The following is a 15,715-nucleotide window of genomic DNA, read 5'->3' on the forward strand; positions in this document are numbered from 1 at the left end:
TTTAAAACAGGAAATCATGAAGAGATATAAAAAATATATATTTATCATTTTGTCGGTTTTGTTGGCAGGAGGATGTGTTCAGGAGGACATTAACGAAGCCTTGCGCCGGGAAGCCGAGTTGAATGTCCGGATGGGAAAGCTCCGGGAATGGATATCCGATACCAATAATGAAGTACGGCTGCTTGCCACGATAGTGAATACGATACCGACTCATGATTACATTGAAAGTGTGACTGAGTTGCCCGATGGGAGCGGTACACTGATCGTTTTTCATAAAGGGGGAGACATGCTTGTAAAGAATGGCCTGGTAGGGAATAAAGGGGAAAATGGTAATGACGGAACCGATGGCAGTAATGGCAATGATGGTCAGAATGGTGCAGATGGTACGGATGGCAATGATGGTGTGGACGGTGAAGATGGAGCAGATGGCCAGAATGGTTCGAACGGAACTGACGGAACCGACGGCAGTAATGCCAATGATGGTCAGGACGGCGTAGATGGTACGGATGGCAAAGACGGAGTTGACGGTACTGACGGTAAAGATGGTGTGAAAGGTCCGGACGGAGATACTCCGTTGATGGGTGCTAAACAGGATACGGATGGTAATTATTACTGGACAGTACAGATAGGTGCCGGAGCGGTAGAGTGGCTGACGGACGGAGAGGGTAATAAAGTGATTATGACTCCGGTAAATGGTATTACTCCATCTGTCGGCATAGCTAAAGATACGGACGGAGAATATTACTGGCAGGTTACTGTCGGAACTGTTACGAAGTGGATGACAGGAGCAAGCGGAGAGAAAATTGTAGCCACCGTGACAGATGGCAGCCAGTCCATCTTTACGTCTGTGAATCCGGGAGATCCGGAGTATGTCATTTTCACAATGACCGACGGAAGTATCTATAAGGTGGCCAAATCTGCAGATAATAAACTGATATTCAATGAAACGGGACCTCTTTTCTTTCGTCGTGGGATAGCACTGGACATTCCGTTTGATTGTAGTAGTTTCCGGCAGATAGTAAAGGTGGCAGGAACATGGGATGCTACGATTAATTATCAGCCGAAAGCTTTGCAAGGGGTGCTGACTGTGAAAGCGCCTGCTGCCGGTTCGGCTCTGCCGGCTTCGGAAAGAATAACGATAGAAGGCACAGATGCTTTGGGAAATACTGTCAGTGCAGACATCTTGGTAACGTTGTATTATCGTATTGAGCTTCCGAAGTTCAATAGTTCCCTGGTTTATGATATTTTGATGGAGGGGCTTAAAGTAGGAGAAATATGCCGGGAGTATGTGCCGGCTTATTCCACAACGGACCGGGCTACTGTAGTCTATTCTTATAATGCTGCTTCGCGTGTTTTTGGTCCGGGGATTATTCTGGAGAACGGAGCGTCGATACAGCATGACGGAACAGGGTATACTCCCGTTACGGGTAATCCGTCATCTACCGCCATACTGACGGAAGACGGCAGTCAGTATGTAATGCCGGCAGATGGAACAGACGGACTGGTGAACGGGACTGTTTGCGGGCTGAAAGCTTCCTTGGCTGTCGATGTGCAGGGATATGCTTACAGGATTGTAAAAATAGGTAGTCTCTACTGGATGGGAGAAAATCTGAAGACAACCCAATTTAATAATGGTACTCCTATTCCTACCGGTTTTGCCACATCTTTGGATTGGGAAATTCAGTGCGGGGCAGGTCTTCCGGCCTGTCAGGTCGACCGGGCGGTTAATGCCAATGCTCCGGGAGCTATGCAATATCGCAACCTGTACGGTGTACTTTACAATCAGTTTGCAATGAAAGGAAATATAGCTCCCCAAGGATGGCATGTTCCTTCTAAAGCAGAACTGCAAGCATTGGTAGACTTTGTGGAGGCAGATGCACGTAAACTGAAGTCGACAGCTGTTGGGAAAGGAATTGGAAATTGGTTGGAGAATACGGGAATAGAGGCGAACAATCTGACCGGTTTTACGGCTTTGCCTGCTAATACGGTTGATGGCGGTAATGGCAGTACCGGAGCCCAGGAAACAACAGGGCAATGGTGGTCGACGGAAACGAGTTATCGCATCCGGATGTCCTACAAATCTAATTCTGTAGAACTGTTGACTTCTGGCAATGCGTTGGCGGGTGAAGGTAACAGCATTCGTTGTGTCCGGGATGCAAATTATTAATTTAACTCTAATGAATATGAATCATATAATCAAACTATTGCTTCTCTGTCTGTTCTTCGCAACCGCCTGTAGCCAGGAGGAGATGAACGAGGTGTTGAAGAATCACGCGGAAATGGAGGGGCAGGCAAACTCTATCGAGGAGTTGTGCAAAAATATGAATAGGGATATCGTTGCTTTGAAGCTAATCATTAATTCGTCTGAATCAGGTGATTATATTACCGGTTTCAAGGAACTTGCAGATGGAAGCGGCTATACCATCAGTTTTTTCAAAAGTGGTACGATTGTCATCAAGAATGGCGAGAAAGGAGACGACGGTAAGAAAGGGGAGGACGGTAAAGATGGTCAAAATGGTCAGGACGGCACCGACGGCAAAGATGGTCAGGACGGTACCGATGGCAAAGACGGAGTTGACGGTCAGGACGGCCAGGATGGTCAGGATGGTACTGATGGCAAAGATGGAGTTGACGGTACCGACGGCAAAGATGGTCAGGATGGTACCGATGGTAAAGACGGAGTTGATGGTACGGATGGCAAAGACGGTGCGGAAGGAGATAAGGGAAAAAATGGTGTAGCTCCCGTCATCACCATGAAAATGGATACGGACGGGCATCTGTACTGGGCTAACAAGGCTCCGGATGGAACTTCTTCTTTTCTTTTGGATAACAACGGGCAGAAAGTCAGAGCTTCGGGAGCCGATGGCATTGTTCCGGTCATTGGGGTCAATGCGGCAGGATACTGGACGCTTGACTACGGGAGTGGTCCTGTTGAATTGGAAGATGCTGCGGGTAATCCGATGAAGGCGAAAGGTGCATCCGGCGATCCTATGTTCCGGAAGGTGGTCAGTGAAGACGGTTATATTGTATTTTATCTGAGTGATGGAAAAACTCTTAAAGTGCCGGAATGGCAAGGATCACAGGTCGGACTGGAGACTTCGGAAGTGGCATATTTCCATCGGAGCGAATCCCGGACCTTTGCATTTACTTGCAGTGGCGTGAATAAAGATATTGCTCCGGTATGTACGGCTCCGCGCGGTTGGACAGTTACGGCAAGGTATACATCGGCCACCGATGGCGAAATAACAGTGATTGCCCCTGGTAAAGGTTCGGCTGATGGAGCATTGTCCGGTACTGCTGTCCTCGAACTGACTGCTAAGGATGGTAAGAAATTGCCGGCAACGCTTGAAACTACCTTATTACTTGAATTTAAAGTGCCCGATTCTTCCCGTTCGTTTGTTTATGAACTTTATGTTGAGGGAGTGAAAGTAGGAGAACTATGTCATGAGTTTATTCCCGATTATTCATTTGGATCGGGTAAAAGTGCCTCGGTCTTTTATCCTTATAATGTTTATAACAAGGCGTTTGGTGAAGGAGTGGTTCTGGACAACGGAGGAAAGGTGGATTATCTGACTACCGTTTATACGCCGGGTACTAATACGGAGCCATTCACCTCTTTGTTTACCGAAGACGGAGTGAATTTTATTACCGGTGATTATATCGGTTACTCGGGCAATCAGGCAAGCGGACTTCGCCCTTATTTGGCTACTGATAATGAAGGCAACTCGTATCGGGTGATGAAAATCGGTACACAGTATTGGATGGCGGATAATTTGCGGACGATAACAAACAGTGTAGGAGCTATTTCTCCGGAGTGGAAAAAAGATGCTAATCCGCGATATGCTGTATATGGTTTCCCTGCCGGCATTACGCAGGATAGTCGGGCTATTCGCAACCAATATGGACTGCTGTACAATGCAGGTGTATTTTCCGGTAGTACGTCCTTGGTCTCTAAAGGCTGGAAGATACCGAATCATTTGGGAGACTGGGATACATTGCGGGATTTCTTGGGTGGAGACCCTAAAGTAGCCGAGGCATTGAAGATTGCAGGGTTTGTCGGAAAACCCGGGGGGCGGCGTAATGCAGATGAACCTTTTGCTTTCCAGGAAAAAGATGAAGTTGGGTATTGGTGGTTTGACAGTGTTGATGAGAGTAATTGCTGGGCGCTTTCCGTCAATCCATCGGATGTGTCCGTACCGCAATGCACGGATACATATAGTCGTGGTTACGGGTTTAGCATACGTTTTATTCGTCAGTAACACCTTATTGTCTACTCTAAAACTTTAAACTCTCTGTAGAAAAACATCCGGATGTTTTACGTCACAACATCCGGATGTTTTGTGTTAGAACATGGGGATGTTTTAACGCACAACATCCCCATGTTTTATTGGCCCAATCTTAATTCAATCTTTCTGCTCTTTTCTTCTTTCCCTGATTTTTATTGATGTTTCTTTGCTTTCTTCCTTGAAGGCTTATCGTAAAATTGGTATGTTTGTGCTGTTTATATTAAATTTGTATATATTCTGAAAGCGGATTTTATAAGGAATAGTTCGAAATATAGGATTTTGAATGATAAATGCGTACTTAAAGATGGGCTTTGCTTACAATTATTTTGTTTTAGGTGATTTTTTTCTTCAATTTGTTTGGAGTTTATAAAAAAGCACTTACCTTTGCAGCACATAAAGAAAGAAAAACAGAAGTTATGAATAATCATACATCAATTAACCTGGCAGTCCTGCATATTATTCGCGTTGTGGTGATTCCATCAAGAGCGTGAGAAAGGTTATGTATGTATTCGTACAGATAGAAGATATGATTTAGAGCCTTTCTCACTACGGTGGGAAAGGCTCTTTACTTAAAAGGAATATTGAAATGAAAAAGCAGTTACGCAGTTCGTTCAGCACACAAGGCCGTCGCATGGCGGGTGCCCGGGCACTTTGGGCAGCCAACGGTATGAAAAAAGAGCAATTAGGCAAACCTATCATTGCCATCGTCAATTCGTTCACTCAGTTTGTTCCGGGACATGTACATCTACATGAAATAGGCCAGTTGGTGAAAAAAGAAATTGAGAAGCTGGGATGCTTTGCTGCAGAGTTCAATACGATTGCCATTGATGATGGCATTGCTATGGGGCACGACGGAATGCTCTATTCGCTTCCTTCCCGGGATATCATTGCCGATAGTGTGGAATATATGGTGAATGCCCATAAAGCGGATGCCATGGTATGTATCAGCAATTGTGACAAAATCACTCCGGGAATGTTGATGGCGGCTATGAGGCTGAATATTCCTACTGTATTTGTATCCGGAGGCCCGATGGAAGCCGGTGAATTGGACGGGCAGCATTTGGACCTGATTGACGCGATGATTAAGTCGGCCGACGAAAGTGTGAGCGATGAAGAAGTTTCCAAAATTGAGAACCGGGCCTGCCCCACTTGCGGGTGCTGTTCGGGGATGTTTACTGCCAACTCGATGAACTGCCTCAACGAAGCGATTGGTCTGGCACTCCCCGGAAACGGAACGATTGTGGCGACTCATGCCAACCGTACCCAATTGTTCAAAGATGCTGCGAAACTGATTGTGGAAAATACCTATAAATATTATCGGGACGGTGATGAGAGTGTGCTTCCCCGGAGCATTGCTACCCGTGAAGCTTTCTTGAATGCCATGACACTGGATATTGCGATGGGGGGATCTACCAATACGGTACTCCATCTGCTGGCGGTAGCCCATGAAGCAGGAGCGGACTTTAAAATGGATGATATCGATATACTGTCGCGCAAAAGCCCGTGCCTGTGCAAGGTAGCGCCGAACACTCAGAAGTATCACATTCAGGATGTGAATCGTGCCGGGGGTATTATGGGGATTATGGGACAACTTGCCAAAGCCGGATTGATAGATACATCCGTGGCCCGTATCGATGGGATGACATTGGGTGAAGCAATTGATAAATATGATATAACAAGCCCGAACGTATGTGAAGAGGCTATTAAGAAGTATAAGAGTGCGGCTGCCGGGAAGTTCAATCTGGTGCTCGGCTCTCAGGACGTCTATTACAAAGAACTGGATACGGATCGTACCGAAGGGTGCATTCGCGATATGGAACATGCATATAGCAAAGACGGAGGACTGGCCGTACTGAAAGGAAATATTGCCCAGGATGGTTGTGTGGTGAAAACAGCCGGAGTGGACGAGAGCATCTGGAAGTTTACCGGTCCGGCAAAGGTGTTCGATTCACAGGAAGCAGCCTGCAATGGGATACTCGGAGGAAAAGTTGTCAGCGGAGATGTAGTCGTCATCACGCACGAGGGTCCGAAGGGAGGTCCCGGTATGCAGGAAATGCTTTATCCTACCTCTTATATCAAATCGCGCCATTTGGGCAAGGAGTGTGCGCTGATAACCGACGGCCGTTTCAGCGGAGGTACATCGGGACTCAGCATCGGGCATATCTCTCCCGAAGCGGCCGCCGGAGGTAATATCGGGAAGATCAAAGATGGTGATATCATCGAAATCAATATTCCCGAACGGACTATCAACGTGCGACTGACCGATGAAGAACTGGCAGCACGTCCGATGACTCCGGTCACTCGTGAACGCTATGTGCCTAAAAGTCTTAAAGCGTATGCCAGCATGGTAAGCTCTGCCGATAAAGGGGCGGTGAGACTGATTGATTAACTATGGGGTTGTTTCAATCGAAATCATAAATCGTTAAATTGTAAATTTTAGTACATGAGTAAAGATATAATTTCAGGCGGTGAAGCATTAATGCGTTCTTTGGAATATCATGGTGTAAAGACAATCTTTGGTTATCCCGGAGGTTCCATCATGCCGGTATTCGATGCCTTATACGATCATAGAGAGACTTTGAATCACATTTTGGTTCGCCATGAACAGGGAGCGGCACATGCTGCTCAGGGGTTTGCCCGTGCTTCGGGTGAAGTAGGGGTTTGTCTGGTGACAAGTGGCCCCGGGGCTACTAATACCATTACCGGTATTGCGGATGCGATGATTGACAGTACACCGATTGTGGTGATTGCCGGACAGGTGGGAACGGCTTTTCTCGGTACGGATGCTTTTCAGGAAGTCGACCTGGTAGGTATTACACAACCGATCACAAAGTGGAGTTATCAGATTCGCCGTGCCGAAGATGTTCCGTGGGCAGTGGCCCGTGCTTTTTATATTGCCAAAAGCGGACGCCCGGGACCGGTAGTGCTTGACTTCGCGAAAAATGCTCAGGTGGAGAAGGCGGAATATTCTCCTACAAAGCTTGATTTTATACGCAGCTATGTGCCTGTACCCGAGACCGATCCGGAGGCTGTGAAAGTAGCTGCCGAATTAATTAACGGTGCGGAACGGCCGTTGGTATTGGTAGGTCAGGGTGTGGAGTTGGGCAATGCCCAGCAGGAACTGCGTGCTTTTATCGAAAAAGCAGGCATGCCTGCCGGATGTACGCTGCTGGGACTGTCGGCCTTGCCGACTGAACACCCTCTGAATAAAGGTATGTTGGGAATGCATGGTAATCTCGGACCGAACATGAACACCAATAAATGTGATGTCTTGATCGCTGTCGGTATGCGTTTTGACGACCGTGTGACCGGCAATTTAGCCACCTATGCTAAACAGGCTAAAGTGATTCATTTTGACATTGATCCGGCTGAGGTGAATAAGAATGTACATGCGGATGTGGCAGTACTGGGTGACTGTAAAGAAACACTTGCCGCGGTAACGGCATTGCTTCAACCCAGTGAGCATAAAGAGTGGCTGGATAGTTTCTTGCCTTATGAACAGGTGGAAGAAGAAAAGGTGATCCGTCCGGAATTGCACCCGATGGGCGATACGCTTTCAATGGGAGAAGTGGTGCGTGCAGTAAGCGATGCAACGAATCATGAAGCAGTATTGGTAACTGATGTAGGGCAGAACCAGATGATGTCTGCCCGATACTTTAAATACTCAAAGGATCGTAGCATTATTACCTCCGGAGGGCTCGGCACTATGGGATTCGGGCTTCCTGCCGCTATCGGTGCTACTTTTGGCCGACCGGACCGTACGGTTTGTGTATTTATGGGTGACGGTGGTTTGCAAATGAACATTCAGGAGCTGGGAACCATTATGGAACAGAAGGCACCGGTTAAAATCATCGTATTGAATAATAATTTTCTGGGAAATGTACGCCAATGGCAGGCAATGTTTTTTAACCGTAAATATTCGTTTACACCCATGTTGAATCCTGATTATATCAAGATTGCTTCTGCTTACGATATACCGGCCAAAAGGGTTTTCACCCGTGAAGAACTGGCTGATGCGATAGAGGAAATGATTGCGACAGAGGGTCCGTTCCTGTTGGAAGCCTGTGTGATTGAAGAGGGGAATGTATTGCCGATGACTCCTCCGGGAGGTTCGGTTAATCAGATGTTGTTGGAATGCTAATAATTTAGAGGTTATGGATAAAACATTATATACGTTAATTGTTCATTCAGAGAACTTTGCCGGATTGTTGAATCAGGTTACGGCGGTATTTACCCGTCGACAGATTAATATAGAAAGTCTGAATGTTTCGGCTTCTTCCATCAAGGGAGTACATAAGTACACCATTACAGCCTGGACTGACAAGGATACGATTGAGAAGGTTGTCAAGCAGATCGAGAAGAAAATAGACGTGCTTCAGGCGCATTATTTCACTGAAGATGAAATTTATTTCCATGAAATAGCACTTTACAAAGTGTCTATGCCAGAATTTCAGTCACAACCGGAGGCGTCGAAAGTGATCCGTCGTTATAACGCACGGATTGTAGAAGTAAATCCGGTATTTGCCATTGTCGAGAAGAATGGAATCAGTGAGGAAATTACTTCCCTCTACGAAGAATTGAGTGCATTGAACTGTGTGTTGCAGTTTGTACGTTCGGGGCGGGTGGCCATCACCACCAGTTGTTTTGAACGCGTGAACGAATTTCTGGCAGATCGTGAGACTAAATATAACTTAAGCAAAGGAGAGGAAAAGTAGATGAGTGATGCGAATAAGATAGGAAGTTATAAGTTTATTGCGGAACCTTTTCATGTCGACTTCAAGGGGCGTTTGACAATGGGGGTGCTCGGTAATCATCTGTTAAATTGTGCCGGTTTTCATGCCAGTGAACGTGGGTTTGGGATTGCTACACTGAATGAAGACAATTATACCTGGGTACTGTCCCGTCTGGCCATCGATCTGGAAGAGATGCCTTATCAATATGAAGAGTTTACCGTACAGACGTGGGTGGAGAATGTATACCGTCTTTTTACAGACCGTAATTTTGCTATTCTGAACAAAGATGGCAAGAAGATCGGGTATGCCCGTTCGGTATGGGCGATGATTAATCTGAATACCCGTAAACCTGCCGATTTGCTGACATTGCATGGCGGCAGTATCGTGGATTATGTATGTGACGAACCTTGCCCCATTGAGAAACCTTCGCGCATCAAAGTGACAACAGACAAGCCTTCTGCTAAGTTGACCGCTAAGTATAGTGATATTGATATCAATGGCCATGTGAACAGTATTCGTTATATAGAGCATATCTTGGATTTATTCCCCATTCAATTATATATGAGGAAACAAATTCAGAGGTTTGAAATGGCCTATGTGGCAGAGAGTTATTACGGTGACGAACTTTCTTTCTTTGAAGAAGAGGTGAACGAAGGTGAGTATCACGTAGAGATAAAGAAAAACGATTGTGAAGTGGTTTGCCGCGCAAAAGTGAAGTTTGTATAGTTTAAAATATAATAGGATGAAAAAAATAGTTTTTCTTTTACTGCTTTTTGTTTCTTGCCGGGTGGGTGCCCAGCAGTTTCATTTGATTCCTAAAGTTGGTTTGAACTTGGCCAACACTACCGGAGAAGTGGATTCTAAAGTACGTCCCGGACTTAATGTGGGATTGGGTGGCGATGTGATGCTGACTGAACGGTTCGGAATAGAAGCAGGAGTGTACTACTCAATGCAGGGAAGTAAATATAACGGTAATGGGGTTTCTTATACAGACAAGTTGGATTATATAAACATCCCGGTATATGCGAAAGAATTCATATATAAAGGATTGTATCTATTCGGAGGTCCGCAATTTAGTTTTAATGTGAACTCAGAGAATAAAGCATCTTCCGATCATGCGACCACAGTCATAGGTATGAACGTGATTCGTACGTTTGATTGTGGTGTGGGACTTGGCGCCGGATATCAGTTTGAGCGTGGCTTGCTGGTTTCTCTTAACTATAATATCGGATTGATTAATGTGAATAAATCGTGGGCAAGTAATTCTAATCCGAAAGCAAACAATAGTGTGGTGCAGCTTAATGTAGGCTGGCGGTTTGCACTATAATAAATAAAGAATATAAGTTTAATTATTAATAATCGGTTTTGCTTCCTAAATAAGATGGAGCAGGACTTTTAAAACAAAAAAGAAAAATGGCACAATTGAATTTTGGCGGTGTTACGGAGAATGTAGTAACCCGTGAAGAATTTCCTTTGGAAAAAGCTCGTGAAGTATTGAAAAATGAAACAATCGCTGTTATCGGTTACGGTGTGCAGGGACCGGGTCAGTCACTGAATTTGCGTGATAACGGTTTCAATGTGATCGTTGGTCAGCGTCCGGGAAAAACATATGAAAAAGCAGTGGCAGACGGCTGGGTTCCGGGTGAAACACTGTTCGGCATCGAAGAGGCTTGCGAGAAAGGTACTATTGTGATGTGTCTGTTGTCAGATGCTGCCGTAATGTCTGTATGGCCTACTATCAAACCTTACCTGACTGCCGGAAAAGCGCTCTACTTCTCTCATGGTTTTGCAATCACCTGGAGTGACCGTACCGGTGTCGTTCCACCGAAAGATATCGATGTGATCATGGTTGCTCCCAAGGGATCGGGCACTTCACTTCGTACGATGTTCCTTGAAGGCCGTGGACTGAACTCTTCATACGCTATCTATCAGGATGCTACCGGAAGAGCTATGGAGAGAACCATTGCATTAGGTATTGGAGTTGGTTCAGGATATTTGTTTGAGACTACTTTCGTTCGTGAAGCTACTTCTGACCTTACAGGCGAACGCGGTTCACTGATGGGAGCTATACAAGGACTGCTGCTGGCTCAGTATGAGGTTTTGCGTGAAAACGGTCATACTCCATCTGAAGCATTTAATGAAACAGTAGAAGAGCTGACTCAGTCATTGATGCCTTTGTTTGCTAAGAATGGTATGGATTGGATGTATGCCAACTGTTCTACGACAGCTCAGCGTGGTGCTCTTGATTGGATGGGCCCGTTCCACGACGCAATCAAGCCCGTTGTTCAGAAATTATATAATAGTGTCAAGACAGGTAATGAAGCACAAATTTCTATTGATTCCAATTCAAAACCAGATTATCGTGAGAAACTGGAAGCAGAACTGAAGGCATTGCGTGAAAGCGAAATGTGGCAGACAGCCGTGACAGTTCGTAAACTTCGTCCGGAAAATAATTAATCAGAATATACAAGTTCTGATAAGAGGGAGAATGATTGTTCTCCCTCTTTTTATTTTATTGATATTTAGTGTTTTATTGGTTTTGTGTGAGGTGCGTATGTTGTATAATATGAAAAATAAGTCTGTTTGTTGGATAAATGTATCAAGTTTTATATATATCTTTGTAGTCTAATTCACAAACAAACTATTTGTCAATATGAAAAATCGTGTTTATGCAACGAAAAAGATGCTGGGAGTATTATTAAGTACTCTTTTATTGGGATGTGTGGTTGTGGGATGTATTGATGAGAAAGATCATTATAAACCAGATGAAAAACCGTCCGGGGTAGCTAATACCTTTGATTTTGCAACTACACAAGATGTCCAATTGGATCTGAAGTATGATATTCCTACAGAGAATTATCAGGTATTATTTGAGCTGTATTTTGAGAATCCGTTGACAACTGATGCTGACGGACAGGTTGTGAAACGCACTGATATCGACCCTAAGGTGGTGAGAATGACTGATGGAACCGGAGTTTATCATGCCAAAGAAACAATCCCGGCTTATGGCGAGGAAGTATATATTTATACCTCTTATATCGGAGTACCTATGTTGTATAAAACTAAAATAGAAGGGAATACAATAACGGCTGATATAAACTGGGATACGGCTGCCGAAGCATCTGTGCAGACGCGTGTAGGTGGTGAGTATCAAACGGTGCCTGAAGGATTTTATACTTTGGGCAGTTGGGATATAAAAGGACGGCCTAACTATTTGGATAATGAAGGTGTTATTGAATTGACGCCTGCATTTTACAGAACAATTAACAAAACGATACCGGAGAAGGGAGAATGTTCTTCGAAATATCGCCAGTCGGTTGATTTTATGATTAATGACGAACAAGGTGCCGAAGTGAAGGTGCGTTTTGTCGGAGGGACAAGTGCGGCATATAGTGCGTTCGGTTATTATTGCTATCCGGAAGGGGCAACTGTCGCTCAGATTCAGAAAGCTAAAAAGTACGTTGTATTCCCCAATACCAAAACAGGAGTCGGTATTAAAGGCGGGGAGTGTGTAAAACTACATTATATTGATGCTGACGGAGAAGATAAGGGAACTGTATTTCCAAAAGGGACTAAAATAGGCTGGTTTATTAGTAATGATGCTTTTACGAGAAAAGGGACGACTACTCTTGGCAATGTAGGTCAAGGACGGGGAATGTTCTATTCAACTTCTGCATTAAATAATAAAGGACGTAAACATACAGCTGCATTTAAAATAAATGAATTTATTGTATTATCGTTTGAAGATTGGAAGGATGATCATGATTATAATGATGTTATGTTTAATGTCTGGTCAAATCCGATAGAGGCTATTATCCCTCCCGATATGCCTTCGGTTGATCCGGAAGATCCGGACGATCAGTCAATAGCCTATAAAATGACGTATAAAGGAATTTTGTCTTTTGAAGATAATTGGCCTTCTAAAGGTGATTATGACCTGAATGATGTGATTGTGAAATATAATTCGGTTTTGAGTTTTAACACCAAAAATCAGGTACTTTCTACTGAGGATACTTTTACTGCTATGTGGTCGGGAGCGTTATTTAAGAATGGCTTTGCTTACCAAATGAATACAGAAAGGGCAAATGTAGAAGAGTGTGACTTCATCGAGGGGAAATCGGCTTGGGGAAGTCAGGGGTTGGATAATGAATTAAGCCAGGCTACTGTTGCTGTATTTGCCAATGCTATTGAAGAGACCGGTAGTAATACAAAGACCTCTGTATTTAAGATACGGAATAAATTTAAGCAACCTGTAGATCATGAAACTTTTGGAGTGGCTCCCTACAATTCATTCATCTTCTTGCACCAGAATACAGGAAAGGATCGTACGGAAGTACATTTGGTAAACCATAAACCAACTGATAAGGTAAATACAGCTCTCTTTGGAAGCCAGCAGGATTTATCGGATACAGATAAAGGGATCTATTACGTGTCAGACCAGAATTATCCGTTTGCTATTCATTTGGCAGATGTTGAAACATTCAATACGGAAGAGAAGGAATCTATTGATCAATCATATCCGCATTTTGCTTCATGGGCAAAATCAGGTGGAAAGACAGATAAGGATTGGTATTTGAAGAAATAAGCAGACTGCTGCTTTATTGTAAACGAGGTTGTCAAAACTCATCACAGAGAACACAGAGTAGCACAGGGTGGTTTAAGTTGCTGATTATTAGTAGAAAGACTCTGAGATACTCAGTGTTATTCCGTGGTGAGTTTTGACATAACTTCGTTTTTTGTTATCGGTATTCTTATGAATTTTGCCTGAGTCCATTGATATACTCAATTAACTTTCTGTAGAAAGCGTGTTTGCTCATGGTTGTGGCATCACCCAATATTACCAGTTTCATTCTGGCACGGGTGATGGCTACGTTCATTCGTCTTAAGTCATTGAGGAATCCGATCTGTCCGTTTTCATTGGCTCGTACCAAACTGATAAAGATAACATCACGTTCTTGTCCCTGAAAACCATCTACTGTGTTGACAGTGATTCGGCTACGGTAGGGGCGAAAGAATGGATTTCCTTTTATTTTATTCCGTAAATATTGTACTTGGGCCTTATAAGGTGAAATAAGTCCAAAGTCTATACACTCTTCTGCCACTCGGTTTTCTCCGATTTTGCGGATATAATTTTCCAGTTCTTGCAACAGCAGATTGGCTTCCGGTTTATTGATACGTCCGAAACTTTCTCCAACGAACTCTTCATGAAAGTCCATTTCCGAAGTATCGATCCAATTTATGGGAGTGTCCAGCTCGAGTATTCCCCGGTGAGAAATTTCCGGTGCGGCTTCCAGCTCACCTTGATAGAACCAGGCGGAAGGAAACTGCATGATGGAGCGATGCATGCGATATTGTATTTTCAGCAGAGAAACGGCTTCTTGCTTGTTCATTACGACTTTTTCCATTAATGTGCGGTCTAAACCGCTTCGCGCAGCCTCCATACATTTAATAGTCGGAGGGAGTTGGCAATGATCTCCTGCGAGGATTACACGGTCTGCTTTTCGGATAGCTATCCAGCAGGCAGCTTCCAGGGCTTGTGCGGCTTCATCGATAAAGAGGCTGCTGAAATGCCGTCCGGTGAGAATCCGGTGATTACTGCTGACCAGTGTAGATGCAATGACACGGGCACTGGAAAAGAGGTCTTCGTTGATTAGTATTTCAAGTTCAGTGGCACGTTCTTTCAGGCGGAGTATTCGGTTACGTGTGGATTCGCGTTCAGAATATCCTCCTTTACGCATATGATGCCCCATGTCACGAATGGATTTACGGATACCCCATAACTCGGTATATGCCGGATGACTTTCGAAACGGCGTTCGTAGGTGAACGAAAGCATTTTGTCGTTTACCCGGCTGGGGTTGCCGATGCGTAGTACAGGCACTCCGCGGTCTACCAACTTTTCCGCAATCCAGTCGACGGCTGTATTACTTTGCGCACATACCAGCACCTGGTTTTCACGATGCAATGTTTCGTAGACAGCTTCTACGAGGGTAGTGGTTTTACCTGTTCCCGGAGGTCCGTGTACGATAGCCACGTCTTTGGCACGTAGCACTTTGTTAACGGCTTCCTCTTGTGTGGTGTTCAGCCAGGGGAAGCGTACCGGATATATCTCTCTCCATTGCGAAGGTTGTTTACTAAGTAAAATATCACGTAGTTGGGCGAGGCGATTACCTTTCGCACGAATCACGTCTTCCAAGGCTTCGAACATACTGCGGTAGGAAGTCTCATCGAAATACAACTGTACCCCCAGTCTGTCTGCTCCTTGTATTTCAAGAAGTGCACCTGCTCCGGGTACCACGACTACCATACGCTCTTCATCTGCATAGCTTACGGTGTAGATGGAATTGAAATAATGTATGCTGCCATCATAGCCTTGTTCGAAGAAGCAAACAGGACGTCCGAATTCAAATGCATGTTCTATCTCTTTATCTTCTTGACGTTCTATTTCTATCACAAGTTGGTTCAGCGAATTATAAAAACTTCTGCCTGTACTGACGGGATACCAGCAAAGCCCTCGCTTCACTTTCCTCGCAATGCCCATCGTTTCTGTCTGCTTGCGAAATTCTTCTTTTTCATATTCATATTCCATACGTAGCAAAAGCTGTTGGCGTTGAAGATCGCTAAGTGGGGAAGAAGAGTTTGTATTATAATCGTTCATGTTAATGGGGTGCGGGTTAAATTTCCGGCAAAGATAACAA

10 protein-coding genes are annotated in these 15,715 nt (G+C 44.6%); 9 read left to right on the top strand and 1 reads right to left on the bottom strand.

The window, feature by feature from the left end; translation table 11 throughout:
- The first annotated feature begins 16 nt into the window (after positions 1–16).
- The 9 genes from KO473_RS08325 to KO473_RS08365 all read left to right on the top strand — a co-directional run bounded on the left by KO473_RS08325 (position 17) and on the right by KO473_RS08365 (position 13,604).
- Positions 17–2,167 (top strand): FISUMP domain-containing protein, encoded by a 2,151-nt coding sequence (locus KO473_RS08325; protein WP_005821658.1) that lies wholly within the window; start codon positions 17–19, stop codon positions 2,165–2,167.
- 16 nt (positions 2,168–2,183) lie between these two features.
- On the top strand, positions 2,184–4,259 hold the full coding sequence (locus tag KO473_RS08330; protein WP_005821657.1) for a PL29 family lyase N-terminal domain-containing protein: 2,076 nt from the start codon (positions 2,184–2,186) through the stop codon (positions 4,257–4,259).
- A 613-nt stretch (positions 4,260–4,872) separates the two neighbouring features.
- Complete coding sequence (ilvD, locus tag KO473_RS08335; RefSeq protein WP_005821656.1) at positions 4,873–6,675, top strand: dihydroxy-acid dehydratase; 1,803 nt, start codon at positions 4,873–4,875, stop codon at positions 6,673–6,675.
- A 54-nt stretch (positions 6,676–6,729) separates the two neighbouring features.
- The gene (gene ilvB / locus KO473_RS08340) at positions 6,730–8,427 is read left to right on the top strand and encodes a biosynthetic-type acetolactate synthase large subunit (RefSeq protein WP_005821655.1); all 1,698 of its coding nucleotides are present in this window, start codon (positions 6,730–6,732) and stop codon (positions 8,425–8,427) included.
- Between the two features lie 13 nt (positions 8,428–8,440).
- Entirely contained in the window at positions 8,441–9,001 is a 561-nt protein-coding gene (ilvN, locus tag KO473_RS08345; protein WP_005781288.1) for an acetolactate synthase small subunit, read from the top strand.
- On the top strand, positions 9,002–9,745 hold the full coding sequence (locus tag KO473_RS08350) for an acyl-[acyl-carrier-protein] thioesterase (RefSeq protein WP_005821654.1): 744 nt from the start codon (positions 9,002–9,004) through the stop codon (positions 9,743–9,745).
- A gap of 16 nt (positions 9,746–9,761) precedes the next feature.
- Positions 9,762–10,346, top strand: coding sequence for a porin family protein (locus KO473_RS08355; protein WP_005821653.1), 585 nt, complete (start codon positions 9,762–9,764; stop codon positions 10,344–10,346).
- An 86-nt stretch (positions 10,347–10,432) separates the two neighbouring features.
- A complete protein-coding gene (ilvC, locus tag KO473_RS08360) occupies positions 10,433–11,476 on the top strand; it encodes a ketol-acid reductoisomerase (protein WP_005808312.1) in 1,044 nt (347 codons plus the stop codon).
- A gap of 196 nt (positions 11,477–11,672) precedes the next feature.
- Complete coding sequence (locus KO473_RS08365) at positions 11,673–13,604, top strand: LruC domain-containing protein (RefSeq protein WP_005821649.1); 1,932 nt, start codon at positions 11,673–11,675, stop codon at positions 13,602–13,604.
- Positions 13,605–13,770: 166 nt separating this feature from the next.
- Here the strand turns inward: KO473_RS08365 and KO473_RS08370 are convergent, their stop codons facing one another.
- Complete coding sequence (locus KO473_RS08370; protein WP_032537691.1) at positions 13,771–15,675, bottom strand: AAA domain-containing protein; 1,905 nt, start codon at positions 15,673–15,675, stop codon at positions 13,771–13,773.
- Between the last annotated feature and the right edge of the window lie 40 nt (positions 15,676–15,715).

Source organism: Bacteroides sp. HF-4919 (assembly GCF_018860125.1).

Excerpts from the sequence above, each read along its gene's own strand:
- ilvD (WP_005821656.1), top strand. The coding sequence starts at position 4,873 with ATGAAAAAGCAGTTACGCAGTTCGTTCAGCACACAAGGCCGTCGCATG.
- KO473_RS08350 (WP_005821654.1), top strand. The coding sequence starts at position 9,002 with ATGAGTGATGCGAATAAGATAGGAAGTTATAAGTTTATTGCGGAACCT.
- ilvN (WP_005781288.1), top strand. The coding sequence starts at position 8,441 with ATGGATAAAACATTATATACGTTAATTGTTCATTCAGAGAACTTTGCC.
- KO473_RS08355 (WP_005821653.1), top strand. The coding sequence starts at position 9,762 with ATGAAAAAAATAGTTTTTCTTTTACTGCTTTTTGTTTCTTGCCGGGTG.
- KO473_RS08330 (WP_005821657.1), top strand. The coding sequence starts at position 2,184 with ATGAATCATATAATCAAACTATTGCTTCTCTGTCTGTTCTTCGCAACC.
- ilvB (WP_005821655.1), top strand. The coding sequence starts at position 6,730 with ATGAGTAAAGATATAATTTCAGGCGGTGAAGCATTAATGCGTTCTTTG.
- KO473_RS08325 (WP_005821658.1), top strand. The coding sequence starts at position 17 with ATGAAGAGATATAAAAAATATATATTTATCATTTTGTCGGTTTTGTTG.
- ilvC (WP_005808312.1), top strand. The coding sequence starts at position 10,433 with ATGGCACAATTGAATTTTGGCGGTGTTACGGAGAATGTAGTAACCCGT.
- KO473_RS08365 (WP_005821649.1), top strand. The coding sequence starts at position 11,673 with ATGAAAAATCGTGTTTATGCAACGAAAAAGATGCTGGGAGTATTATTA.
- KO473_RS08370 (WP_032537691.1), bottom strand. The coding sequence starts at position 15,675 with ATGAACGATTATAATACAAACTCTTCTTCCCCACTTAGCGATCTTCAA.